Source organism: Engelhardtia mirabilis, from assembly GCF_007748095.1.
Lineage (GTDB): Bacteria > Planctomycetota > UBA1135 > UBA1135.
The window spans coordinates 3,150,298-3,174,792 of the sequence record NZ_CP036287.1 but is presented as its reverse complement, the minus strand read 5'-3'; the positions used below and the strand labels follow the sequence as shown (position 1 = coordinate 3,174,792).

Sequence of the window (24,495 nt, the reverse complement as noted above, 5' to 3'; positions counted from 1 at the left end):
TGACTCTCGGAGTCGATCACCGACTCGGGTGGGTCGATCGACGCTGCCTAAGCCCTGATCACAGATCGCGGCGATAGGGTGCCGAGAGCCGCAGGCTCGTCAGGTCCAGCACCTGGAAGGTCCAACCGCTCGCCCCGTCCCAACCGAGTCCTGCGCCTGAGGTCGGCAGGCTGAACGGCGAGTCGAAGCTGCCATCGGCGCCGAAGACCACGTAGCCCCCGCCGGTGCCCAACAGCGCCGAGAGGACGGGATCCAGCGGATCCACGTACCAAGCGCCCACGCCAGCCGCGTAAGAGGCCGACTCCCATCCGGCCGCACCGGACGCGACAACGACGCCAGGACCGAAGGGCGTTCCCGCGCGGCATGAGCCCATGCCCTCGGCCCCGGGCGCATCGACCCACAGACTGAGGGGCTCGGTGCCATCGGAAACCACAGCGAGGGCGTCCAGCTCCTCACCGGCCAGACCGAGGGTGACCTCGTCGGCAACCACTCGGGCGTTGGCGCCGAGGGCCAGCACGCCACCGTCCATGGAGCCGGGACCCTGGACCACGACCCACAGCTCGCCCGCAACGACCGCAACTCCCTGGACGTCGCCGACGCCGACCGACAGGGCCGTGGCCTGCTCCAAGGCCGCGTCCACGTCGGCCTCGGTCGCCAGTCGCGTCACGCCACCACCCGCGTCCAGGCGCAACACGTCGCCGTTGCTCAGGTCACCCAGGACGCTCGCCGATTGATCGCTCTGCAGGGAGAACACGAGCTGCCCGGCCTCGTCGAACGCGATGGCGTCCAGGTCGATCCCGACACCAGGGAGACCCAAGGCCGCCGCGATCGACTCCTCCGTGATCAGGATCTCGACCCCGCCGCCGGGCGCGAGGCCGAGCACGTCGCCGTCGAGGAAGCCCTGCTCGTTGGACAGCAGGCTGAACGCCAGGGCCCCCGCCGAGTAGCTCGGATAGCCCGGGCGCAGGGCGAGCCCATCCACGTCCCCGGGCGCGAAGTTCGCCATGCCGCGCCAACTGCCCTCGAGCAGGAACGGCAGGGGCTCCGCGTTCTCGCGCAGACGCAGGATACTCGAGTCATCCAGGTCGGGGAGACCCGCGACCACCGCACCGGCATCCCCGGTGGTGCTCGCCAGCAGCGTCGGCGGCTCCTGCGCCGCAGCGGCCAGCGGAACCGCTGTCAGCATCGCCAACGGAACCGCCATCGGCACCGCGAGACTCGACGCGATTCGCCTCGCCCGAGTGGCCGGCCCGGCGATCGAGTCGCTTCGCGGATGGGCGCGACGACGTCGATCGACCGAGTTCGCTCGCAGCACTTCACTGCCCGTCGACCGCCCGCTGGACAGGCGCATTTCGATTTCGTTCATGGGGTTCGGGTTCCTTCAAGTGTGGGTTCGAGAGGGCCGTCGTCGGCACGTCCGTCAACGGCTCTGCCGAACGGACGAATGGGCAGCGCGCCGGTTACACCCCAATCGGTCTCGATTCCCCGAGGCCAGCCCGCGGCTCCGCCCGCACGCTGCGCGGGCCGCGCAGCCAACTAGGCGGCCGGTGGGATCAAGGAGGCTCGATGCCTGGACGATGCCCTGCACTCGCGGCCCGGCACGGTCGGCTCGGGAGCCGCCCCTGGCCGCAGGGCCGGCGGCGTCGGCCGCCTGGTGTGTGTTCGCGCGAGCGCTGTGCTGGAAGCGGCTAGACTGCTCCGATGCAGCGCCGACGACCGCTCCTCCTGACCGCGCTCCTGACCATCGCCTCCTGTGCGCGTCCCGGCACGACCGGGCCCCTGCTCGGCGTCGAGGGCTCTCCAGAACCGCCCGCGGGCGTGTTGACGGCAAGGGACGGCTGGGCCCCGCCGAGCAATTGGCGGACCCTCTCGACCATCGAGTTCGAGCACCTGCTCGCGACGGAGTTGCCCCCGGACGTGGTGACGCCGCCCGGCGCCGCCGCCCTCGACCGACTCGCCGCGGCCTTGGGCGAGGACCCCGGCGCCGCTACCCGTGCGGCCCTGCTCCTGGCGCGGACGTCCCACCCTGCTGCCCATCGACGCCTCTTGGAACGCCTCGAACAACGAGTCCTCGGGCCGCTGCGCGCCTCGGACGCCGGCGACTGCACCTCCGCGGCGGCCCTCGCCCGCGGCCCTATCGCCGCGGAGACCGCCGAGCGCTTGGCGCAATTGGCTGTCGGACCAAAGGCCCACCCGGACCTGGAAGTGCGTACCGAGTGCGCCACCGCGGCCCTCGCGCTGGGTCGCGAGGAAGTCGTGCCCTACCTCCTGGCGGTGCTTCGCATCGACACCGACGACGCCCTCGAGCGGGGCGAGCACTTGACCGATTCGCCGAACACGGCGTGGGCCCGGGGGCGCGCGGCCCAGGCCCTGTGCGACATCGCCGGCATCGAGCACCGGGTCTGGACCGATGCTTCCCTGCCCGAGCGGGAGCGCCATGCGCTCGAGCTGGAAACGCTCCTACTGAAGTAGAGCCGCCGCGCCCGGCGCCCGGATATCGACTCAGGACTGACGCCCCAGACTCAACGCTGTCCCATACGCAGCGCCACCTGCTCCCTCGACCAGGCCAGGACCCTGGCGCCCAGCTCCTGCGGCGATAGGCCGAACGCCTTCTGGACGTCGAGCCGGGCCCTGTCGCCGGTGTAGAAGGCCACCACGTACTCGAGCAGCGCGCGCCGATGGCGTCCGTCCTCGGCCTCGAAGAGGTAGCGGGCGGCGGCAGCCGATTGCGCGTAGAAGAGCGCCACCCGATCGGCTGTTCGCAACCAACCCAATTGCAGTGGGACGGCGATCGGCTGGGGCTCCTGCCCGACCAGGGTGCCCATACCCACTTGCGTCTGGCTGAAGAGCTGCTCCCACGGGATCAGCTGCTCGGGCCCACAACTGGCAGCCAAGGCCAGGCGCTCGCCCAACCGCGCACCGACCTGCGCCTCCCACCGATCGACGTCGAGCACCAAGCCCTCGGCGATGCAGGCGAAGCCCTCGACGATCCAGTAGCCGCTCTGATCGGCATCCACGACGCGCGCCTGGTCCCCGGAGAAGGCCGGGCAGCGGGAGTCGAGCCAATGGTGGGTCAGCTCGTGCAGGAACGTCGCCAGGGCGCGTTCGAAGCCCCCCTCACCCGTGGGCACGAACAGTCGCGAGAGGTTCGCGCCCGGATCGAAGTGCCCCGCAGTCCACGACAAGCCGGCGTGACCGCCCTGTTGGGAGACCCGCAGGTACTCGGCGCGGCTGGAGTAGACGTGCAGCTCCAACGACGGCCTGGCCGTGCGCACGGGCTCGAACCCGGCGAACCAGGAGTCGAGGGTCTCCACCATCAACTCGCCCTGCGCCAGGATCGTCGAAAGGGAACCCGGAGCATCCAGGGGCGTCACCACGAGCAGCTCGGGACTGCGCACGCCAACCAGGTCGTTGCGCCAACCCGTTCCCGCCCGCCCCACTCGACGTTGGTCGAGGGTCAGGTCGGCGCTCTCGGAACGTGGTGAATCGATCAGCTCGACCGGGATCCGTCGCGTGGCCGCGAGGTAGTCCATCCAGTCCAGCAGGATCTCGCCCTCCCCCACCAACTCGGCGCCCTCGGGCAGACGCTGCGCGAGCCACTGCCGCGCCCGATCGTCCGCGGGGTCCGCCTTCAGAAGCTCCCTCACCAGGCCCCACTGGACTGCATCGCGCCCGTCGAAGTCAGCCGGTACGCGCTCGCTCCAGTCCCACAGGACGCGCGCGGGCACCCGGCCCAGGGCCGACAGCTCGGCACTCAACTCGGCCGAATCCTCCGGCTTCGGCTTGCGCGTCTGCGCCGCGGCCTTGTCCGCAGCACGCTGCAACCGCTCGAGCAGCTTCTCGTCCGCTCCGAGGCTCGCGGCCAGGGTCAGGGCCTGCTCGATCAACTCGGGGTCGCGGCTGCGCGGAATGCGGTCGGCGATGTCCTCCAAGGCCTCCCGCTGCGCCTCGAGGGCCAGCAGCGCGCAGGCATCGAACAGGCTCCGCCTGCCGGAGGCGTAGACCAACTCGTCATCGGTGCCGATCAGCAGCACGCTCGCCAGGGGCCAGGACTCCTTGCGCCGCCCGTCCGTCTGCGCCAGCACCGGACCATCCGCGCCCGTCTGCAACTCGAAGTCGCCGCGAACCACCTCCCCATCGCCCGTCACCGCGACGGCGTCCTGCGCCGACCAGTTCCCCTGCGCGAGGCCCCGCGGATCGATCGGCCGGGCCGCCAGATCGCGCTGCTCCAACCACGCCTCCACACCCGAGCGGTCCTCCCGCGCCACGAGCAGGCCGCGGTCCATCGGGATCATCGCGCCGTGGGTGGGGATGCCCCAGAGCACCTCCAGGGTCGTGGGGTCGACGGCCAGACCGGCGAAGTACAGAAGACTCGGCGTCACTGCCGCCGATGAGCTGCGCTCGAGCAGACTCGCGTGGACTGCGCCCGTCGTGAGCCGCACTCCACTCTCCAGGCTGGTCATCAGAATCCAGCGGCTCTTTCCCTGCTCCCCTTCCAGGGTCAGCCAGCCGTCGCCGCACAGGGCCGGCGCCGACTGCTGATCCACGCCGGAGTATTGCACCGTGCCCGTCGCCTGCTGGTCGCCCCCGATGACCACGACCGAGCGTGTGGGCGTCGACCCCAGTCCGATCGGCCCCGCGGTCATGACGCACTCACCGCCGTCGAGCGGGATGATCATCGCGTCGTCGGCCTCCCCGATCGAGTCGCCCGGGTCGATCAGGATGCGCCAGTTGCGCGCATCGCCCGAGCGCGGATCGACGCGAGCCGAGTACCACAGACCGTTCTGGCGCTGCTGCAGTCCCGCCAGCTCCCCGTCGCGCAGGGCCAGGGGACCCGTGAAGTCACGCCCCGAGGTCCACTCGGGGTCGCGGCGGCCGAACGTCTGGGCCACCAGGGCGCCGCCGACGACGAAGTAGATCGTCTCGTCCACCAGCAGCGGCCGCCCGAGCTCGCCCTCCACGGACACGCGCCAGGTGCGGCGGGGTCCGCGCGGTCCGATCGAGAAGCCCAAAAGGCTGTCGCCCTCGCGCACCACCAGGCGATCGCCCCAAAGAGTCGGGGCCGCGTCCTTGACCGACCGCAGTTGCACCTCGGCGCCGAGCCTCTCGCCCGTCTGTCGATCGAGGACCGAGAAGGACTGGCGGTCGGGGCCGGTGCGGTCCACCACCACGACGCGATCGCCCCAGACCAGGGGCTCGCCCACCATCTCCCCCTTGGCCTCGAAGGACCAGGTCAGGGTGGGCGGGCGCGAGGGCGCGACGGCGGTGGAGCCGCGACTGCGGGCGGGGTTGCCGCCCTCGACCGTCCAGGCCCCGGCGGGCGCCGGGGACACGGGCTGGGCCGGGGGCAGCTCTCGGTCCTGGGCCGCGGCCACCCCGGTGGGCAGCAGCAGCGCGAGTAGAGTCAGCGAGCGGCGGATCGCGCTTCGACCCAGGCGAGGAAGGGTCATCGGCGGGCCTCCTTGAGCGGCTACGGCTTCAGGGTTCGATGCGGTACATCATGCGCGGGAAGGGAATCGCCTCGCGCACGTGCTCGATGCCGCAGATCCAGGCGACGGTGCGCTCGAGTCCGAGGCCGAAGCCCGAGTGGGGCACGGATCCGTATCGACGCAGGTCCAGGTACCACTGGAAGTATTGCTCCGGCAGGTCGTGCTCGCGGATGCGCTCGAGCAGCGTGTCGAGGTCGTCCTCCCGCTGGCTGCCGCCGATCATCTCGCCGACGCCCTCGGTGCCGAGCACGTCCACGCACAGGGCCTTGCTCGGGTCCTCGGGGTCGCGCTTCATGTAGAACGACTTCACCTCGGCCGGGTAGTGGGTGATCATCAGCGGCCGGTCGTACATGTTCGACAGGATCGTCTCGTCCGGCGCGCCCAGGTCGTCGCCGTCGACGAACTCCGAGTCCGGATGCTCGAGCAGGATCTTGGCCGCCTCGGCGTACTTCAGGCGCGGGAAGGGCTTCTGGATGCACTCCAGCTTGGACAGGTCGCGTTCGAGCACTTCAAGTTCCGTGCGGCGGCGCTCCAGCACCTCCTGCACGACGAAGCAGAGCATGTCCTCGGCCAGCTCCATGACGTCGCCCAGGTCCGCGAAGGCGACCTCGGGTTCCATCATCCAGAACTCGGTCAGGTGTCGACGGGTCTTGCTCTTCTCGGCGCGGAAGGTCGGACCGAAGGTGTAGATGCGCCCGTGGGCCATGGCACCGGCCTCGCCGTAGAGCTGACCGGACTGGGTCAGGTAGGCCTTGCGCTCGAAGTAGTCGAGCTCGAACAGGTTCGACGTCCCCTCGCAGGCGTTGGGCGTGAACATCGGCGCGTCGAGGTTGATGAAGCCGCGCCCGTCGAAGAAGCGACGGATCGCCATGGCCACCGCGTCGCGCACACGAATGATCGCCCACTGCCGCTTCGAGCGCAGCCACAGGTGCCGGTTGGAGAGCAGGAAGTCCGCGCCGTGTTCCTTGGGCGTGATCGGGTAGTCGACGGCGTTCTGCAGTACGCGGCCGTCGGTCACCGAGACCTCGAAACCGCCGGGGGCGCGTTCGTCGGCCTTGACCTCGCCGGTGAGCACGATCGAGCTCTCCTGACCGGCGCGGCCGACCTCCTCGAACAGCTCGGGGCTCACGTTCTTGACGAAAAGCACGCACTGGCAGAACCCGCTGCCGTCGCGGAACTGGACGAAGTGCAGCTTGCCCTTGGAACTCTTGTTGGCGATCCAGCCCTGCAGCGTGACGGATTCGCCGACGTGGTTCGCGAGCTGGGAGACGGTGGTGATGGTGGCCATCGGAGGGTCGGGGTTCGGGCGCGCGGAACGAGTTGCGGGGCGTCGACGACGGGCGGCCGTCGACGTGATTCAAGGGACGAGGTGGCTGACGCGTGCGCTGAGAAGGGCTCGCGTCGGCTGGTCGAGGCGGTGTCCTACCGCGCGCGGCGGCAGCTGCAGGACGGGGCTAGGTGGGTAGGCGCGACCTAGGGAAACATCGCGTAGGGCGGCTGCATGTCGATGTCGGCGATGCGACCGCCCTTGATCAGCACGCGGCCCTTGTGAGCCACGCCCGCGCGCCGGGCCTCGACCAGGATCTCGCCGCGCCCGTCGGCGGGCAGCGCCGCGATCTCGTCACGCCCCGAGACCACCTGCACGCGGTCGTAGCCCAGGGCCAGGACCCGGTTGGTGATGCGCTCGACCAGGGCGTCCGCGTCGATGCCCGCCGTGGTGGGAACCTCGTCGCGCTGGGGACGGGTGGCGAGCTCGACCGTGCGCAGCAGCACGTCCTCGACCCGCTGCTGACCGTCGCGGACATCCACCAGGACGTGCTCGATGCGCCGCAGGTCGAGGGACTCGCGGTCCCCCACCCAGCCGGCCACGCGCTCGCGCAACTGGGCCAACTCGTCGCCCTGACGGCGTGACTCGGCGAGCAGCTCCCCCATCCGTTGGAGCATCTGCCACAGACAGGCCAGGCAGCCGCCCAGCAGCCCGATGCCGACGATCAGCAGCCAGGGAGAGAGCCCCACCCAGCCACTCTCGACCGCAAGTGCCGGGCCTGCAATGGCCAGGAACGCGATCGAGGCGAGGTCGGCGGTCGCAGCCGGGACGGTGCGACGGGAAGCTCGGGAACGGGGACTCATCACCCCGCCCAGGATACGCGGCGCCCGGAGGTCGATCCACGGGCCCCGAGCTGCCTTCCGCCGCTCCCTCCGAACCACTGCCGCCCAATCGATCGAAGGCTCCCGGCGCCGGGTTCTGCCAGCCGGAGCGACTCACCCCGACCAGCAAGGTCCGGCTCGCTCGACGCCAACTGCGCGCGGGGGTCGGCCGCGGCCCGCCGGATGGGCGTGCTGGACGTGGATCCCGACGACCGATGGCCGCTAGAGTGCGCCCATGCTCCGCCCCGGACCTGCCGCGTTGACGCTCGCGGCCCTTGCGATCGTCGCCGCGCTGCTCTTCTCGGGCGGGCCCGACCCCGCCCGCGCCGCGCGCCTGGCGGCCCTCGAGGCCAACTTGCTGGTGAGTGAGGGCTCCTGGACGAACTCAGCGGCCGAGTCTTCCGGAGCGGAATCGGAGCTGCTCCTCGCACCGGCCCTGCTGGATGGCCCCCATGTGACCGCCACCGCTGAGGGCCAGGCCACCCTCAGGCTCGGAACGATCCAACTCGCCCTGGGCGGCGGCGAGGCCAGCGACCGTGAGCTGGAACCCCTGGCCCGGCGCTCGATCGTGATGGGCCTGCGATCCTTCGCGGAGGCCGAACGACACCTCTCTCTGTCCGTGGACGGTGAGCAAGAGGCGGTGCCGGGCGGGGCCGCGCTGAGCCTGCGCCGCGTCGATGGCGGCCTCGAACTGAGCTACCGGCCGTCGCCCTCCGAGGACTCGAGTCTCGACGCCTTCCGACCCTGGACGCCGCCGGGTTCGCGTTCGCTGCTCCCGCCGGTGCTTGCGATCCTCTTGGCGATCGTCACCCGCCGCCCTCTGCTCTCACTCGGCGTCGGGATCCTCGGCGGGTCGATCCTGGTCCAGCTGCACCGAGGGGCCAACCTGCTCCCGGCCCTCGGTCAGGGCGCTATCGACGTCCCAACCGTCTACCTCTGGGATCGGTTGGTCTCTGCCAACGATCTCTACATCGTGATCTTCGTGGTCCTGATGTTGGCGATGGTCGGCAACCTCACGCGCAACGGAGGCATCCGCGGGTTGATGAACTCCCTGCGCCGCTTGGCCAAGGACGCGCGCACGACCCAGATCGCCACGTGGTTGATGGGACTGGCCGTGTTCTTCGACGACTACGCGAACACGGTGCTGGTCGGCTCGACCATGCGGCCGCTGACCGACCGCTTCCGCGTCGCGCGGGAGAAGCTGGCCTACATCGTCGACTCCACGGCCGCGCCGGTTGCGGGCCTCTCGATCTTCTCCACCTGGATCGCGTTCGAGGTGGGCACCTTCGCGGCCCAGCTCCCTGCGGCCGGCCTCCTGACCACGGACGGGTACCAGGTCTTCCTGCAGACCCTGCCCTACCGCTTCTACTGCATCCTGACCCTGATCATGGTTGCGGTGATCGTCTTCACCGGGCGCGACTTCGGGCCGATGCTCGCCGCCGAAGTCCGCGCGCGCACCACCGGCCGCGTCATCCGCGAAGGGGGCACGCCCATGGTCAGCGACTCGGCCACCAACCTCGAGCCGGCGGCGGGTGTGGTGCCGGCCGCCTGGCGCGCGGTCCTGCCGCTGCTGGGTTTCGTGGGCACGACGCTGTACGTGATCGCGTCCTTCGGCGGTGCGTTCGAGATGAGCGCAGGGGAGTTCTTCACGCTCACGGGCATTACCCAGGTGCTCTACGACGGCAGCGGCAACAAGCCCCTGGCGATCGGCTCGGCGGTCGGGTTCGGCCTCGCTGCACTGGGCACCGTCACGGCGAACCTGGGCATCGGCGAGGTCCTGCGAGCCGCCTGGAACACCTTCAAGTCCATGGGTGTGGCCCTCGGCATCCTCTATTCGGCTTGGATGATCGGCGACGTCTGCGGCGCGCTCGGTACCCAGCCCTACCTGACGGCACTGGTCGAGAGCGCGATGCCTGCCTGGCTGCTGCCAGTGGCGTTGCTCCTGCTGGCCGGCTTCACGGCCTTCGCCACGGGTTCGTCCTGGTCGACCATGGGGATCCTGCTGCCCCTGGTCGTCGGGCTCTCCTACCGCCTGGGCGCGGACCTGCCGATCGGCTCCATGGGCCTGATGTTCCTGTCCATCGGTGCGGTGCTCGAAGGCGCCATCTTCGGTGACCACTGCTCGCCCATCTCGGACACCACGGTGCTGTCCTCGATCGCCAGCGCGTCGGACCACATCGACCATGTCCGCACCCAAGCGCCCTATGCCTTGACGGTCATGGGCGTCTCGATCACCTGCGGCTACCTGCCCTGTGCCTACTTCGGCATGTCGCCCTGGATCTCGCTGGTGCTGTCCGCGACGGCCCTGTATGCGATCATGCGCCTGCTCGGCAAGAAGGTCGACGAGGCCCCCACGCCCGCGGAGCCCGCCCCCGCCACCTGAGCGGGCCCCTGCGATGGCGAACGGTGGCAACATCGGCAGACGCATGGCCGTCGGCCTGGGGCTGGGCATCGCGCTCTACAGCGCGATGGTCTTCTGGCGCGGCACCGACAGCCTGGCCGAGGCCCTGGCCGACTTCCCGCTCTGGATCGTGCCCGCGGCCTGCGCCCTCTCGTTCACCAACTACGCCCTGCGCTTCCTCAAGTGGGAGCGCTATCGGCGTCTCTTGGGCATCGAGATCTCCCTGCGCGACTCGTGGACCGTGTACCTGGCCGGCTTCTCCATGGGCATCACGCCCGGGAAGATGGGTGAGGTGCTCAAGTCCTGGTTGCTGCGGCGCACCAGCGGCACGCCGGTCCACAAGAGCGCACCGATCGTGGTCGCCGAGCGGGTGACCGACCTGCTCGGCTACCTGCTGCTGGTCGCGGTCGGTGGCATCGCCACCAGCCCCGAGTACCAACTGATCTTCTGGGCCACCCTGGCCCTGTGCGTCTTCGGCATCGGCCTGGCCGGATCGCGCACCTTCGCTCGACTGGTGGCGAAGACGGTCTCGCGCACGCCCTACTTCTGGCGCCTGGCCGGTAAGGTCGAGGGCGCCTTCGAGAGCACGCGCCTGCTGCTCTCCCCGCGCGAGGTCATCGGCCCGACCCTGCTTTCGATGGTCTCCTGGGGCCTGGAGTGCGTGGGCTTCTGGCTGATCGCGAGCGCCGTCGCCGACACCGAAGTGCCGTTCCTGTTCTGCGTCTTCGCCTACTCGATCAGCGCCGTCGGCGGCGCGGTGGCCGTGCTGGTGCCGGGCGGACTGGGGGTCACCGAAGGCCTGCTGGGGACCCTCCTGCGGCGCCAGGTACAGCCCGGCCTCGAGGCCTCCATGGCACCGGCGATCGCCATCGAGGTGGCGCGCTCGCAGGCCGCTGCCGCGGTGATCCTGGCTCGCCTGTGCACCCTGTGGTTCGGCGTCGTGGTCGGGCTCGTGGCCCTGGCGGCGTTCCGCAAGCGCTACGGCGACGTGGGTCCCAGCGAAGTCGAAGACGCGGCCTCGGACGCCGCCTGAACGCGGCGACGAGTGGTCCCGCTGGCCGCAGCAGCCGCGGTCAGGGCGACCGCGGCCACGAGCAGCGGCCAATGGGCCAGGGATCGATCGCGCTCGGACCCGCGCTGGGCGCTGGCTCCCCGGTGACTCGCAGGAGACCCGCGGCTCCAGCGGGCGGCGATCGGCGCCGTGCCGCGGGGCGGAAGTTGCAAGCGGTCCAAGAGTCGTCCGACCGACAGGGCGAAGGCTGCGGGGTCCCCCTCGGGCTCGCCCCAGGGTCCCGCGACCAGGGTCAACCGTCCCGGGCTTTCCCAGGCGACCACTTCCCCCCTCCACTCGAGCCAAGGTGCGTCTTCCGTCGACACGGCTCCACCCTGGGCGATCACCACGGGGATCGACCAGCCGTCTCGCCCGCAACGACGCGGCGGACCTTCCGCGACCGCGCCGACCACGGACACGGACAGCACCACGTCGACCTCGTCGCCGCCGGGCACCTGGGTCGTCGCGAGTCCCCGCGCTCGGGCCCACAGCTCCGCGAGGGTGCGCCAGGGCTCGGGAGTGTGCGGGTCGAGCTCCAGCACTGGCGGGGCGCCGTCGAAGGGCCGCTCCGTGACCGTGCCCGAATCCCAGACGGCCACCCGTCCCCCGCGCACGTCGATGGGCCCGGGCGCCGCGGCGCCGCCGGTCGCGACCCAGGAGGCGGCGTTCGGAGCTCGCTCGGGCGGCGCCGAGAGGAGCCAGACCACACCCGGTCGATCCCAACGCTCCCAGTCGACCGCTGGCGCTTCGATCAGAGCCCTGCTCGTGAGCGGCGGGGGCTCTGCCTGACTCGTCTCGATCACCTCTCGGCCCGCGTGCCAACGCAGGCGCGCGCGGCCCTCGCTGCGGCCCACGAGGTCCAACACCTGGGCGCAACCGCGCTCGAAGCGCGTCCCGCCCTGCGCACCCCCAGGGCCCACGAAGGCGACGGTCAGGGCCGGCCCCGGCTCGATCACCACGTCGATGGTGGGCGGAGTCGTGGCGCGGGCCTGCTGCGGCTCGGCCAGACCGAGGACCGCCGCCGCGAGGCCACCACACAGGAGCGCCAACCACAGGGGCACGCGCCGACGCCGGCGCTCACCGCGCACGCCCACTTCCCGGGCCACCCGACGCCAGACCTCGAGCGTGCCGACGCCGAGGTCCGGAGCCCGGGTCGGCAGACTCGCGACGAGTAGCAACCCGAGCGGTACCAGCAGCAGCCACAGGAACCCCGGTCGGTCGAGTGCGAGCCCCATCACGGCGCACCCCCGAAGAGCTCGAGGGCCACGTCCTCGAAGGGCCGAGCGCTCGACGTGGCCAGGTAGCGCACCCCGTGCACCGCGCAGCGCGCGCGCCAGCCCTCCAGCTCGCGATTGAGCTCGCGCTCGTACTCGGCGCGCAGGTTCGAATCGACCGCCAGCTCCAGGGCCTCGCCGGTCTCGGGGCAGACCCAGCGCACGGGACCGAGGGGCGGGTCGAGTTCGTGGGGCGCGAGCACCTGCGCCAACAGCACCTCGCGCCCGCCCCGCGAGAGCTCCATCAGGGCGCGGGCGGATGCGTCCGCCAGGTCGCCGATGGCGACCACCCGTCCGGCCCGCCGCACCGGCTCGGAGCGCAGCCCCGGACCGAAGCCCTCATCGCCGCCCGCCGTCAGGGCCTCGAGCCAGGCCAGGCCGTCGGCCAGATCGGTGCGGCGCGACAGGCGCCGCTCAGGTCTCCCGGACGCCAACAGGGTCACCCGGGCGCCGCGCCGCAGCCCGAGCCCGACCAGGGCCGCCGCCAGCTCGGCAGAGGCCTGCAACTTGCCGGGCTCGCCGACGCCCATCGAGGCGCTGCGATCGACGAGCAGCACCCACTGTTCGCTGACCTCGCGCCTGGTGATGCGGGTGAAGGGCCGGTCGAGCCGCGCGAGCAGGTTCCAATCCAGCTGGCGCGGGTCGTCCCCGGGCCGGTAGGGGCGGAAGCCGGCCCACTCCTCACCAGCGCCGAAGTGGCTCGAGCGGCCGGGCCCCTCGCGCCGACGTCGCGCACCGTCCATGCGCAGGCTGAAGGCCTCGAATCGACGGCGCAGGTCGACGTCGAAGACGACCCGGCGCGAGCGCTCAGAGTCGGCGGACAACGAGGAGCGTGACGTCGTCGTCGTTTCCTCCGCCGTTCATCTCGAGCGTGCGCTCGGCCAGGTGCAGGACCGTCGACTGGGCGTCGCGGCCGGCCACCATGCATTCGACGAACAGCTCGCCGAGGCCCTCACGCCCGAGGTAGCCGTCGGGCCGCGACGCGTCGCGCACTTCGGTGGCGCCGTCCGTGTAGGCCAAGAGCGCGTCGCCCGACTCCATCGTGATCACTTCGCCGACCTTGTACTGCTCGTCGTCGATCATCCCGATCGCCGGGCCGTGCCGCCCGAGTTCGATGCAGCGCTCGGCTCCGGCGCGCCACAAGAGCGGCGGCTGGTGACCGGCGTTGACCACCTGCACCGTGCCGTCGGGGGACAAGAGTCCCACGAACAGGGTCAGGAAGCGGCCGTCGTCGATGCGCTCGGAGAGGTCCTGGTTGAGCATCGTCAGGACCTCGCCCAGGTCGTCGATCACGCGCAGGTAGCTCTTCAGCCCCGATTGGGCGGAGGCCGTGATCAGCGCCGGTCCGATGCCGTGCCCGGTGACGTCCCCCACCACCGCGGCCAAGGCGCCGCCGCGCGCCTTGACGAAGTCGTAGAAGTCGCCCGCCGCGCGCTCGGCGGGTCGGTACCAGCCGTGCACGTCGAAACCGCCGTCCCAGGTGGGCACGGCGGGCATGAGATCGCTCTGGATCGCGCTGGCGAGCTCCAGGGACTGCTCGAGGCGCACCTTCTCCAGCGAGTCCAGGTGCAGCTCCGCGTTGGCCATGGCGATCGTGATCTGCTGGGCCAGGGCGGCGAAGAGGGCCAGGTCGCGCTGCTTGAACTGTCGGGTCGCGGCGCGCGAATCGACGTACAAGACGCCCTTCGGACGCGGACGGAAGCGTCCGTCGGCCGACGGCGGCGGAGCCAGGGGCACGCACATCACCGCGCGCAGCTTCAAGTCGAAGACCGACTTGCCCAGCTCCAGCGCCTCCGAGTCCGACTGCACCGTCGCCTTGAGCGCCTGGACCTCGTCGAGCACACGCTTGGCGATCGAGGTCGAGAAGCGCACGTCCTGGTCGAGATCGATGCCGTCCTTGGCCCGCGCGACCCGCGCGAGCAACTCACCCTCGTGCTCGAGGATCAAGATGCCCCGCTCCGCGCCGGTGACCTCGATCGAGCGGTCGACCATCTCGAGCAGCAGGGCGTCGACGTCGCGGGCCTCGGAGACCCGAGCGATCGCCTCCAGCAGGACCTGCACGCTGCGACGATCGGCCTCCTGATCCCCAGTGAGGAATTGCGTCGTCGCCGAGTCGGCCGAAACGGCGGGCTCGGAGGCCGCCCCGCGACCCTTCGAGTCCCCGTCGGCCCCCTCCAGCGGAACCGTCTTCTTGCGCCGGAAGAACATGGGCGCAGTCTACCCGCAGCGGCCCCCGAGCCGTCCCCGGAGTGTCCGGAGCCACGCCGCTGGGAGCGGCCCCCGGGGGACCCGTGGGCTACGAAATTGCTTGCCAGGGCGCGGGGCCCCGGCCGATCATGCCCCGCCCGTCCCCGACCACCGCAGACGTCATCCCCGATTCGCGATGCATATCCAGGCCGATCCGCGCGAGCGCTACACAGTCCTCCACCTCCGCGGCGAGTTCGACACCTACTACTGCCCGATGCTGCAGCAGGAGATCGATGGCCTGGTCGCCGCCGGGGTGAATCGGGCGGTCCTGAACATGCGGCTGGTCAAGTTCATCAACTCGACCGCCCTGGGCGCGATCATCAAGGCCTCGAAGGCGCTGACTTCCCAGGGCGGTGCCCTGGCCATCTCGCGCCCCTCGAGTTTCGTGCGCGACATCCTCGAGAAGGTCGGCCTGGATCGGGTCGTCCCGGTCTTCGACTCCGACGAGGCGGCGGGCGACTCGGTCGCCGGGGGCCAGGAGGAACCGGTCCTCGACGACGCGACGATCCTCGAGAAGGAGGACGCGGGCTCGGTGCTCTTCAGTCCCGTCGATGCCGAACGCCTCAAGCACTTCCTGCCCGCCTCGTCCGGCAGCGGCACCAACCCGGTGCACGGCCACGAGTTCGGCAAGAACTGGCGCGGCGTGGGCCGCATGTCGTCGGTCGACGCCGAGGGCCTGCGCTTCACCTGGGACGGCGGCAACACGGGCATGACCCCCTTCGAGCTGGGTCAGCTGCTCGCCCTTGGTACGGAACTCAAGGTCAAGTTCCGCCTGCCCCTGCTCCGCAAGGGTCACGTGGACGGCCTCGCAGCGGTCACCGAGATTGAAGAACGCCCCGACGGCGTCAAGGTCGCCGGTCGCTTCCACGGGCTCGACGACCAGACCCAGGCGGCGGTCCGGCAGTACGCCGAAGACATGGCCTTCCTCAAGAAGGAACTGCCGGGTCGCAACGGCTGACGGGTCGCGGCGGCATTCGGATCCGACGGCATTCGGATCCGGCGGCATTCGGATCCGGCGGCATTCGGATCCGGCGGCATTCGGATCCGACGGCATTCGGATCCGGCGGCATTCGGATCCGACGGCATTCGGATCCGGCGGCATTCGGATCCGACGGCATTCGGATCCGGCGGCATTCGGATCCGACGGCTTACGGATCCGACGGCTGGCGGGTCGCCGTACCGCGCGGCGTCGCCGGGTCGAACGGGCATCGCGGGGCCTGACGAGCTGTCCCTTGCAGGCCCGGCGTTCCGGGCCACGACTGGCACGCCTCGCCCTTCGCGATGTCGCGACGTGTCCGACGGCTATTCGGCGACAGCCCGCGGGCTCGTCAATTCACGCTCGGCGCTGACGCGCTTGCCGTTGCCCTCGAGCACGCGCTCCAGGAGAGCCTGGTAGCGGGCGGCGATCTGGGGCCAGCTGTAGTCCGCGAGCACCCGCTCGCGGGCGCGGTCGGCCCAGGCTTCACGGGCGACGGGTGAGGACGCCACCCGTTCCAGGGCCGCGGTCCAGGCCCGCAGGTCCCCCGGGGGAACTAGATAGCCGGTCACCTCGTGCTCGATCCGAAAGGCCAGTCGGGGCAGGTCGGAGGCCATCACCGGCAGGCAGGCGGCCATCGCCCGCACTATCTGCCGTCCGCGCACGCGCTCGTCCTCGGCGGGTACGGCCAGCAGGGTCGCGGCACAGTAGAGACCGGCAAGCTCGTCAGGCTCGACCTTGGGGATGAAGCGCACGCCGCCGCGCACGCCCAGTCGCGCCGCCGTGGTCTCCAGTCGCCGGCGCAGTGAGCCCTGGCCAACGAAGACCAGGGTCCAGTCCCCGCGCTGCCCCACGGTGCGCGCGAAGGCTTGAATCAGGACTTCGTGTCCACGGCCGGGCTCGAGCGGGCCCACGTGCAGCAAGAGGCGTCCCCGCAGTCGATGGCGCGCGATGGCGACGGACGTGCGACCCGGGCGATAGAGGTCGGCGTCGACCCCGCTCGGAATCATCGTCACGCGCTCGAGGGCGAAGCCCCGGGACAGGGCGCGCCCACGGGCGTAGGGGTCGACCGCGATCACGGCCGCCGTCTCGGTGCGGATTCGATGGCCCCACAGCCGCCGGCCGATGCCCTCGAGAATGCGCTCGTGGAGTCGCCTCAGGGGGAACCAGGCGGGTTCGATCAGAACCAGGGGCACGTCCAGTCGCCCCGCCACCCGCGCGCCGAGCCAGGCCGCCGGACAGGCGGGGTCGTAGGCCAGAACGAGATCGGGACGGCTGCCCAGAACCTGGGTCGACGCCCCCTCGAGCTGGGCCACCTCGGGTCCGCGGGGGGAGCGTCCGTCGACCCGCGCGAAGAGCCCGGCGCTGACCCAGTGCAACTCGACGCGGTAGCCCAGGGCCTCGAGGGCGGCGACCAGGTTGGGCGGGTGCTCGCTGCGCAGTGCCCTGGGATTCAGGGCGTCGACGAGGACAGCGATGCGGGTGGTGGCCATGGGGAGCGGGCGGCAGGTGGATTGCGCCCGTGCAAGAGAATCCCGCCGAAGCGGCCCAGTCAAGCGGCGCCACCCGGACCCGTCGCGGCGTGGCGCAGGGACCGGACTTGCAACCCGTCACGAATCGCCCCCGGTCGCTCAAGCGGACCCGGCGGCGGCCGAGAACCAGGCCAGCCCTCTCGTCATTGCTCGCGCCCACGCCGCTCCGCTCTCCGACCATGCCCGATCAGGGAATCAACCTCGCTCCCCTCCCCGGCACCGAACACGCCCCGCGCGGCCTCTTCATCGATCGCTGGGGGACGCTCTTGGACCTGCCGCCGGCCGGCTTCGCCCGCGGGCCACAGGACCTGCGCTTCCGCCCGGGCGTGCTCGACGCGATGTTCCGCGCCTCCCAGTGCGGCTGGAACCTCTACCTGGTCGGCAACGAGGAGTCGGTGGCCTTCGGCGACGTCTCCGACGACGACTGGGCCGAGACCGAGGCGGTGCTGCTCGAGACCCTGGCCAACTACGGCATCACGATCCGGCGCAACTACGTCTGCCTGGATCACCCCCGCGGGCGGGGGCGCCACCGCCAGGACTCGGTCTTCCTGCTGCCCAACACCGGCGCCTTCTACCACGCGGCCCACACCGACGGCGTCGACATCGGCAAGAGCTGGGTCGTCGGCGACAGCACCCTGGAGCTGGTCGCGGGGTGGCGCGCGGGGCTCAAGATCGCGGCCGTCGAGACCGGTCTGGCCCTCAGCGACGAGGCCTACGACGTCGACCCGGATCTGCACCTGGCGGACCTGAACGAGGTGCTGGCGCACCTGTGCGACCGGGCCGCCGACCTCCTGCACTGAGGCCGGGAAAGGCCGCTGGGGGCCCTCCGACGGGCCATTTGGCCAGCGTCCCTCAACTGGCGGCGCCATACGGCCGATCCCAGTCGAGATGGATCGACCGGGCACATCCCTGGGGCGCGGGGTCCGAGCTCTGCTCGGCCTGTGCCTGCTCGTGGGCGGCGCCCAGGCCCAGATGGGCCGTCAGATCACGCCGGAGGGCGCCCAGACCGGCCCCTCGGGGGTCCAGCGACCCGCGGCGGGCGATCCGGTACGGGTCGAGGTCATCGCCGGCTGGGGCCATCTGCGGATCGGTGACGAGCTCCAGTGGCTCACCCGCCAGGCGGGCCCCCGACTCCACCACCGCAGCTTCTACCTGGAGCTGGGGGTCGAGTCGGTGGTCGAGCTGGCCTGGTCCGGGAGCGCGTCCCTACGCCTGACGGGCCCTGCCGGTGTCTTCGTGGATCCGGTCAGCGGCCCACTCGGAGGGCGCGCAGTGGGCTTCCGGCGCCTGGCCTCGGCCGAGATCGAGGTGCGCCGGGGCGCCCTGGCCGTCAGCCTGCCCCGCGGCCAGCGCCTCCTGCCCCACGGCAGCTCCTTCCGCCTCGAAGGCCACCCCGGCGGCCTGGTGGACCTGTTCCACCGCGCGGGTGATCCGCTCGAGCTCGACGTGGGCGCGCGCTACACCTTCCCGCTGCCCGTCGGTACCCGGCGGCGACTGCCCGAGTGCATCGCGCCCGTGCTCGCGATCCCGCCGACGACGCGCGGTCCGCGGCGTTAGGCCACATCGGTCACCGCGATCCACGGCCAACGCGGGCTGCCGGCGGCTTGCCGCCGCACGAGCTCGGCGCCTTCTGAGCCTCAGCCGCCGATGGCGCGCATGGCGATCCCGCCCTCGCGCTGGAGGTCGTAGATCGGGGGCTTCATGTCGGCGGCCTGGCGGAAGAGCTGCTCGACTCGCCGCTCGACTTCCGCGGCACTGCCGCCGGCACGGATGGCCGACTTGAGGTCGACCTCGCCGCCGGTCAAGAGGCAGGAGCGGATCGTGCCCTCGGCCGTGATCCGCAGCCGGTTGCAGCGGTCGCAGAAGGGATTCGACATGGCGTGGATGAAGCCGATCGTGGCCTCGCCCACGCGGAAGCGTTCAGCCGGGCCGCCGTCTTGGCGGGCAGGCAACGGCTGGACGCCGGCCTCGCCAGCCAGGGCCGCCAGGACCTCCCGGGGCTCCACCTTCCAGCGCTCCACGCGCTCGGAGTCCATTGGCATGTGCTCGATGAAGCGCACCTCGATGCGCTCCGTCGCCGCGAAGCGCACGAAGTCCGCCACCTCGTCGTCGTTCACGCCGCCCATCAGAACCGCGTTGACCTTGACGTTGGGGATCCCGATGTCGCGGGCCGCGCGCAGGCCGGCCAGCACGTCGGCCAGACCATCGCTGCCGGTCAGCTCCTTGAAGCGCTCCGGGCGCAGGGTGTCGAGGCTGACGTTGACGGTCCGCAGCCCCGCTGCGTGCAGCTCGGCCGCACGCCGCTCGAGCAGCATCGCGTTGGTCGTCAGAGCGACCTCGCGGATCCCGGGGATCGCGTCGATGCGTCGCACGATGTCCGGCAGGTCGCGGCGCAGGGTCGGCTCGCCCCCGGTCAGGCGCACCTTGCGGAAGCCCAATCGATCCGACGCCACGCGCAGGATCGTCTCGATCTCATCGGGGGTCATGACCTCGGCCGGCTCGTCCTGCAGCGTGCAGTAGGTGCAGCTCAGTTGGCAGCGGTTGGTCAGGGAGACCCGCAGGTAGGTCACGCGGCGCCCGTACTGGTCGATCACTGCTTGGACCCTCCCCCCACACCCACGATCACGGCGACCACCACCACCACCACCACGATCACTCCGAACAGAATCACGAGGCTGAAGATCATTGGGCTGATCCTCCACCGTCTGCGAAGCGCTCGCGCAGGAAGGTCGCGCGCAGTTGATCCCGCTCTCGAGCGTCCAACAGGGCGGCGCTGGCCGTGGGCACGCTACGCACTTGGATGTGCCCGCGTTGAATCTGCACTGCGAGGCCGTTGAGCTCCTGCACCTGCACGCGATCGAAGAGCCCCAGACACGAACCGAGTCGCAGGTTGGAGAGGTGCATCAGGGCCACGTCGGTGGGCATGGTCTTGGCATTGCAGAGCATGCCCAACGAGCGCTCCACGCGTTCCTCCAGCGAGCTGCGGCGCTCGTCCATGAGTGACTTCCGCACGCGACGCTCGAAGTCCACGATGCAAGGCACGAGGGACTCGAGATCGCCGATCAGGTCCGGCTCGGAGCGACCGAGGGTGACCTGGTTGGAGATCTGATACAGGTCCCCCGCCGCGCGGGTGCCCTCGCCGTACATACCGCGCACGGCGAGCCCGGTGCGCTGGGCCGCGGCGAAGACCTTCTCGAGTTCCGCGCGCACCAGGCCCAGGGCCGGCAGGTGCAGCATGACCGAGGCGCGCATGCCGGTCCCGACGTTGGTCGGGCAGGCGGTCAGGTAGCCCAGGCGCTCCGACACGGCGAAGTCGACGCGCCCTTCGAGGCCCTGGTCCAGCTCGCGCACACGCTGCCAGGCCAGACCCAGGTCGAAACCTCCCGCGAAGCCCTGCAGGCGCAGGTGGTCCTCCTCGTTGACCATGGCCGAGACGGTCTCGGCCTGGGCGAAGAACACAGCGCGCCCCGCGGGCACGCGGCGCTGCTCCTCGATCGGCGCCAGGTCGCGGCTGACCAGGTGCCGCTCCCGCAGGAGCAGGCGCGCCACGCTCGAGGCCTTGGGGATGTCGACCCAGGTGCCGTCGCCGGTGCTGGCCGCCTCGCCGGCCGGACCACCCTCGGACAGGTCCGTCAGGGCTGCGCGCAGCTCCTTGGCCAGGAGCGCCGCCTTGTCATCCGCGAGCCGGGTGACGAAGGGGAAGGCGGAGAGGTTTCTGGCCAATCGGACCCGGCACGAAACGACCACGTCGGACTCGGGGCCGGGCGAAACCAGCCAGCTCCCCACGTGGTGGGCGAACTCGTCGATGCGGATCGGTTGGAGGGTCAAGGGTCGGTCGGGGAAGGCACGGGCAGGTATGGGCAGACCTGAGGTCTCGTTCAAGGCCCGGGGCGGGGTCTCCCGCGACAAGGATACGTCGCCGGGGGTGGGATCGGGAGCCTGGCGCGGGGCTCCGCTTGCGGCGTGGTGTGCCCGCGGGTCAAGCTGGGTCCCGCCTGGCCGCTCGGATCGCTCCGGCCGGAGCCCGACCGCCCCCTCCCCACCATGCCCGTCCCGAGCCACGAGTGGATCGTTCTCGCTACGCTCGCGGCGAGCCTGGTGCTGTTCATCACGGACGCCCTGCGCTACGACGTGATCGCGGGACTGGTGGTGGTGGTGCTGGCGGCCACGCGCGTGCTGAGCCCCGAGCAGGCCTTCGCGGGCTTCGCGGACCCGGCGGTGGTGCTGATCGGATCGATGTACGTCTTCGGCCGGGCGGTCAACCGCTGGGGCATCGCGACGGCCATCGCCCACCGCCTGCTGGCGAGCAAGGACGGGCGCCGCGGCCCCGCCGCCGAGGCCCCCCTGGCGGCCAAGGTCACGGCAGTCTCCGGTCTGCTCTCGTCGGTTCTCTCGAACACGGGAGTGGTCGCGACCCTGATCCCGGTGCTTTCGAGCTTGGGGCGCCGGCTGGACGTGCCGGTCTCACGCCTCTTGATGCCGCTCAGCTTCGGCTCGCTCCTGGGAGGCCTGATCACCCTGATCGGCACCTCCACCAACCTGGCCATCAACCGCGTCATCGAGCGCGAGGGCATCGAGCCCTTCGGCCTGTTCGAGTTCTCCCACTTGGGCCTGATCCTGCTGGCCGTCGGAACCCTCTACTTCGTGTGGCCAGGGCGCAACCTGCTGCCCCGTCGCCGGGTGGACGAGACCCTCAGCGAGCACTACCAGGTGCCGAAGTTCGTCAGTGAGGTCTTGGTCGAGGCCTCGAGTTCTTTGGCCGGACTGACCGTGGCCGAGATCGACGCGGTGGCCCGGCACGGCATCGCGGTGATCGGCATCGTGCGCAAGGACGGCGATGGACCCCAGGCCGGGCCGCTGCTCGCCCCGGGGCCCAACCGGCGCATCCACAGCGACGACGTGCTGATCGTGCAGGGGGACCCCGACGCCATCCTGGGTCTGCGCCAGGAGCTGGGCCTGCGCGAGCGGCCGAGCATCGACGTGGACGGGTTGCACCTGGACTCCGGCGACGTGCAACTGGTCGAGGGCGTGGTGCCCGCCGGCTCCGACCTGGTGGGCCGCTCCCTGGCGGAGTCCGAATTCCGTGCCTCGACCGGGCTCAACGTCCTCGCCATCTCGCAACACGCGATGCTGCTGCCCAGCAAGTTGCGCGAGGCGCGCCTGGAAGTCGGCGACACGCTGCTGATGCAGGGTCACCAACGCGACATCGAACGCATGCGACGCAGCCGACGATTGCTGCTGCTGGGCGAGCTCGAGCCGCCGAGCATCGGCTCGGGTGCCCTGATCACCGTCGGGATCCTGGCCCTGGTATTGGCCGTCTCCGCCGTCGGTTGGATGCCCCTCTCCGTGGCTGCCCTGGCCGGGGCCTTGGCTCTGGTGCTCAGCGGTTGTGTACGACCTGACGAGGCGCGCGAGGCCGTGGACCTCTCGGTGCTGTTCCTGGTCGGCGGGATGCTGGCCCTGGGCACGGCCTTCCACAGCTCGGGCCTCGACGATCGCGTGGCCAACCTGCTGCTCAGCTTGGGTTCGGGCTTCACCGAGCCGCGCGCGATCATCGCCCTGTTGCTGTTGGCGACCGTGGCCCTGACGCAGCTCACCACCAACGTCACCGCCGGGATCATCATGGCCCAGGTGGCGATCGAGGTCGCGCGCGAGCTGTCCTACGACCCGCGGGCGCTGCTGCTGGCGGTGATTGCCGGCGCGAGCATGGCCTTCATGTCGCCGGTGGCCCACCAGGCCAACACGATGGTCGTCGGGCCGGGCGACTACCGCTTCAAGGACTTCCTCAAGGTCGGAACGCCCCTGACCGCGATCGTGTGCACGGTGCTGATCGTGATCCTCCCCTGGCTGTGGCCACTGCGCGCGGCGGTGCAGTGATGAGGCCTGCGATCGGGGCCCTCATGGTCCTCGCGCCACTCGGGCTCCAGACGTCCCCGATCGAGGTGCCGCCGCCCGTCGACGCCTTCCCCGCCTACCTGTGGCGACTGGACCACCGGGACGAGCCCCTCCCGCAGCAGCTGCTGAACGCGACCGGAGGGAGCCACGTCGAGCGCGCGGGGACCGCCGCCTGGCTCGTGGAGCGCGGGGCGCCCTTCTACGTCGGCCACGGACCCGGTCGCAACACCCTGCATCCTGAGCGCGACTCCCTCGAGGTCCGTTTTCCCCTGGCTCGCTTCGGCGCGACGCGCGACGAGGGCGAGCTGGTACGCACGCCCTGCTTGAGCGACCCGCAGACCCGCGCCGACCTGCGCGCGGCCCTGGCCGCTTCCCTGGCCCCCGATGACCGCGTCGCCGCGGACTTCGTGTCGCTGGGCGACGAGGTGTCGATCACGCCCTATGGCGACCCGATCGACTTCTGCCACTCGGCCCACTGCGACGCGGCGTTCCAGCGCTGGATCGCCGGGGGCGGGGGCGAGCGCTACGGACTCAGCCCCGGCGCGCGACGCTGTTCGACTGACGCGCTGCTGTCGTCGCCGACGCCCCGGAAGCTGGGGGCCTGGCTCGGGGGACGGGCCTTCCAGAGGGCGGTGCTGTCGGACCTGCTGCTGGAGCTCGCCGAGCACTCGCGTGCGCTGCGACCAGGCCTCGCCGTCGGAGTGCTGGGACTGGTGGGTGAAACGGCCTTCGGCGGGGTCGACCTCGAGGCGGTCGCTGCGGCACTGGAGGTCCTCGAACCCTACCGCGTCGCCGATGCCGTCGAGCGCTGCGCGAGCCTGCGCGCCCTGGGCCGCGGGCCGGCGACGATCCTGGAGACGATCTTCCTGGACCAGCAAGACCCCGACTCCCTGCGCGCCCACCTGCGCGGCCTGGTCGGTGCACCGGTGGACGGAGTCGTGGTCTGGTGCGACCGAGACCTCACCAGCGCACCCGAACTGCGGGTGGTGCTCGAGCAGGAGCTGACCAGCCTGCGGCGTGCGCGCGCAGCCCAGCCCGAGCGCGACCGCGACCCGCGCGGCGTGGCGCTACTGCACTCCGACGACAGCCTCGCCCACGCCTTTCTGCGCGAGGCCCGCGGCGATCGCCTCGGCTGGACGCGGCGGCTGGCCGGTCTCCAGGAACGTGAAGGCCACCACGAGGTCCGCCGGCGCGAAGCCCTCGAACAACTGCGTCAGGCGGGCGAGCACCCGGGCTCGATCCCGTTGGACGCGGTGGACGGGGCGTTGGTCGCGCGCTTCGGTCGCTTGGTCGCCGTCGATCTGACGGTCGTCAGCGACGCAGAGCTGGATCGTCTGCGCGCCTTCGTCGCCGCCGGTGGTGAGCTCGAAGTCCGCGGCCCCTTCGCCGAGCTGCGCCCCGACGGCACGCGGCGGGCTCGGTCCGAGACCGCCGGGGGCCTGGTGGCGAGCAGCGTCGACCGATCGAATCCATGACGATCAG

General features: G+C 71.1%; 18 protein-coding genes. 8 read left to right on the top strand and 10 right to left on the bottom strand.

Annotated features, from left to right (window positions below):
• Positions 1 to 58 precede the first annotated feature (58 nt).
• Positions 59 to 1,366, bottom strand: coding sequence for a hypothetical protein (locus Pla133_RS11575; RefSeq protein ID WP_145065332.1), 1,308 nt, complete (start codon positions 1,364 to 1,366; stop codon positions 59 to 61).
• Positions 1,367 to 1,701: 335 nt separating this feature from the next.
• On the opposite strand from Pla133_RS11575, the gene Pla133_RS11570 reads away from it, so the two are divergent.
• Positions 1,702 to 2,472, top strand: a complete 771-nt coding sequence (locus Pla133_RS11570; protein WP_145065330.1) for a hypothetical protein — start codon at positions 1,702 to 1,704, stop codon at positions 2,470 to 2,472.
• Positions 2,473 to 2,522: 50 nt separating this feature from the next.
• On the opposite strand, the gene Pla133_RS11565 is transcribed toward Pla133_RS11570, so the two are convergent.
• The 3 genes from Pla133_RS11565 to Pla133_RS11555 all read right to left on the bottom strand — a co-directional run bounded on the left by Pla133_RS11565 (position 2,523) and on the right by Pla133_RS11555 (position 7,619).
• Positions 2,523 to 5,450: a PQQ-binding-like beta-propeller repeat protein gene (locus tag Pla133_RS11565; protein ID WP_145065328.1), complete on the bottom strand. Its 2,928-nt coding sequence runs from the start codon at positions 5,448 to 5,450 to the stop codon at positions 2,523 to 2,525.
• 28 nt (positions 5,451 to 5,478) lie between these two features.
• Complete coding sequence (gene asnS, locus Pla133_RS11560; protein ID WP_145065326.1) at positions 5,479 to 6,777, bottom strand: asparagine--tRNA ligase; 1,299 nt, start codon at positions 6,775 to 6,777, stop codon at positions 5,479 to 5,481.
• Between the two features lie 185 nt (positions 6,778 to 6,962).
• Entirely contained in the window at positions 6,963 to 7,619 is a 657-nt protein-coding gene (locus Pla133_RS11555) for a hypothetical protein (RefSeq protein WP_145168368.1), read from the bottom strand.
• Positions 7,620 to 7,872: 253 nt separating this feature from the next.
• Between Pla133_RS11555 and Pla133_RS11550 the strand changes: the two genes are divergently transcribed.
• Complete coding sequence (locus tag Pla133_RS11550) at positions 7,873 to 10,020, top strand: Na+/H+ antiporter NhaC family protein (protein ID WP_145065322.1); 2,148 nt, start codon at positions 7,873 to 7,875, stop codon at positions 10,018 to 10,020.
• Between the two features lie 13 nt (positions 10,021 to 10,033).
• Positions 10,034 to 11,071 (top strand): lysylphosphatidylglycerol synthase transmembrane domain-containing protein, encoded by a 1,038-nt coding sequence (locus tag Pla133_RS11545; protein ID WP_419192396.1) that lies wholly within the window; start codon positions 10,034 to 10,036, stop codon positions 11,069 to 11,071.
• Here the strand turns inward: Pla133_RS11545 and Pla133_RS11540 are convergent.
• The 3 genes from Pla133_RS11540 to Pla133_RS11530 are packed head-to-tail and all read right to left on the bottom strand — an operon-like array spanning position 11,017 to position 14,571.
• Positions 11,017 to 12,324 (bottom strand): hypothetical protein, encoded by a 1,308-nt coding sequence (locus tag Pla133_RS11540; protein ID WP_145065318.1) that lies wholly within the window; start codon positions 12,322 to 12,324, stop codon positions 11,017 to 11,019. The genes Pla133_RS11545 and Pla133_RS11540 overlap by 55 nt on opposite strands.
• Positions 12,324 to 13,187 (bottom strand): DUF58 domain-containing protein, encoded by an 864-nt coding sequence (locus Pla133_RS11535; protein ID WP_145065316.1) that lies wholly within the window; start codon positions 13,185 to 13,187, stop codon positions 12,324 to 12,326. Before Pla133_RS11535 ends, Pla133_RS11540 begins: the two co-directional genes overlap by 1 nt.
• Entirely contained in the window at positions 13,171 to 14,571 is a 1,401-nt protein-coding gene (locus Pla133_RS11530) for a PP2C family protein-serine/threonine phosphatase (RefSeq protein WP_145065314.1), read from the bottom strand. The genes Pla133_RS11535 and Pla133_RS11530 overlap by 17 nt, the downstream gene beginning before the upstream one ends.
• A 175-nt stretch (positions 14,572 to 14,746) precedes the next feature.
• On the opposite strand from Pla133_RS11530, the gene Pla133_RS11525 reads away from it, so the two are divergent.
• On the top strand, positions 14,747 to 15,568 hold the full coding sequence (locus Pla133_RS11525; RefSeq protein ID WP_419192395.1) for an STAS domain-containing protein: 822 nt from the start codon (positions 14,747 to 14,749) through the stop codon (positions 15,566 to 15,568).
• A gap of 344 nt (positions 15,569 to 15,912) precedes the next feature.
• Here Pla133_RS11525 and Pla133_RS11520 read toward each other — a convergent pair whose 3' ends face one another.
• The gene (locus Pla133_RS11520) at positions 15,913 to 17,079 is read right to left on the bottom strand and encodes a glycosyltransferase family 4 protein (protein ID WP_145065310.1); all 1,167 of its coding nucleotides are present in this window, start codon (positions 17,077 to 17,079) and stop codon (positions 15,913 to 15,915) included.
• A gap of 218 nt (positions 17,080 to 17,297) precedes the next feature.
• Between Pla133_RS11520 and Pla133_RS11515 the strand changes: the two genes are divergently transcribed.
• On the top strand, positions 17,298 to 17,918 hold the full coding sequence (locus tag Pla133_RS11515; protein WP_145065308.1) for an HAD hydrolase-like protein: 621 nt from the start codon (positions 17,298 to 17,300) through the stop codon (positions 17,916 to 17,918).
• An 88-nt stretch (positions 17,919 to 18,006) separates the two neighbouring features.
• Complete coding sequence (locus Pla133_RS11510) at positions 18,007 to 18,675, top strand: hypothetical protein (RefSeq protein ID WP_145065305.1); 669 nt, start codon at positions 18,007 to 18,009, stop codon at positions 18,673 to 18,675.
• A gap of 80 nt (positions 18,676 to 18,755) precedes the next feature.
• On the opposite strand, the gene moaA is transcribed toward Pla133_RS11510, so the two are convergent.
• Together moaA and Pla133_RS11500 are read right to left on the bottom strand one after the other, a co-directional pair.
• Positions 18,756 to 19,712, bottom strand: coding sequence for a GTP 3',8-cyclase MoaA (gene moaA, locus Pla133_RS11505; RefSeq protein ID WP_419192394.1), 957 nt, complete (start codon positions 19,710 to 19,712; stop codon positions 18,756 to 18,758).
• Positions 19,713 to 19,800: 88 nt separating this feature from the next.
• Positions 19,801 to 20,946 carry an ATP--guanido phosphotransferase gene (locus tag Pla133_RS11500; protein WP_419192393.1) on the bottom strand — a complete coding sequence of 382 codons (1,146 nt, stop codon included), beginning with the start codon at positions 20,944 to 20,946 and terminating at the stop codon, positions 19,801 to 19,803.
• Between the two features lie 216 nt (positions 20,947 to 21,162).
• On the opposite strand from Pla133_RS11500, the gene Pla133_RS11495 reads away from it, so the two are divergent.
• Both Pla133_RS11495 and Pla133_RS11490 read left to right on the top strand, forming a co-directional pair.
• Positions 21,163 to 22,995: an SLC13 family permease gene (locus Pla133_RS11495; protein WP_145065299.1), complete on the top strand. Its 1,833-nt coding sequence runs from the start codon at positions 21,163 to 21,165 to the stop codon at positions 22,993 to 22,995.
• On the top strand, positions 22,995 to 24,488 hold the full coding sequence (locus tag Pla133_RS11490; RefSeq protein ID WP_145065297.1) for a hypothetical protein: 1,494 nt from the start codon (positions 22,995 to 22,997) through the stop codon (positions 24,486 to 24,488). Before Pla133_RS11495 ends, Pla133_RS11490 begins: the two co-directional genes overlap by 1 nt.
• Positions 24,489 to 24,495: the final 7 nt, after the last annotated feature.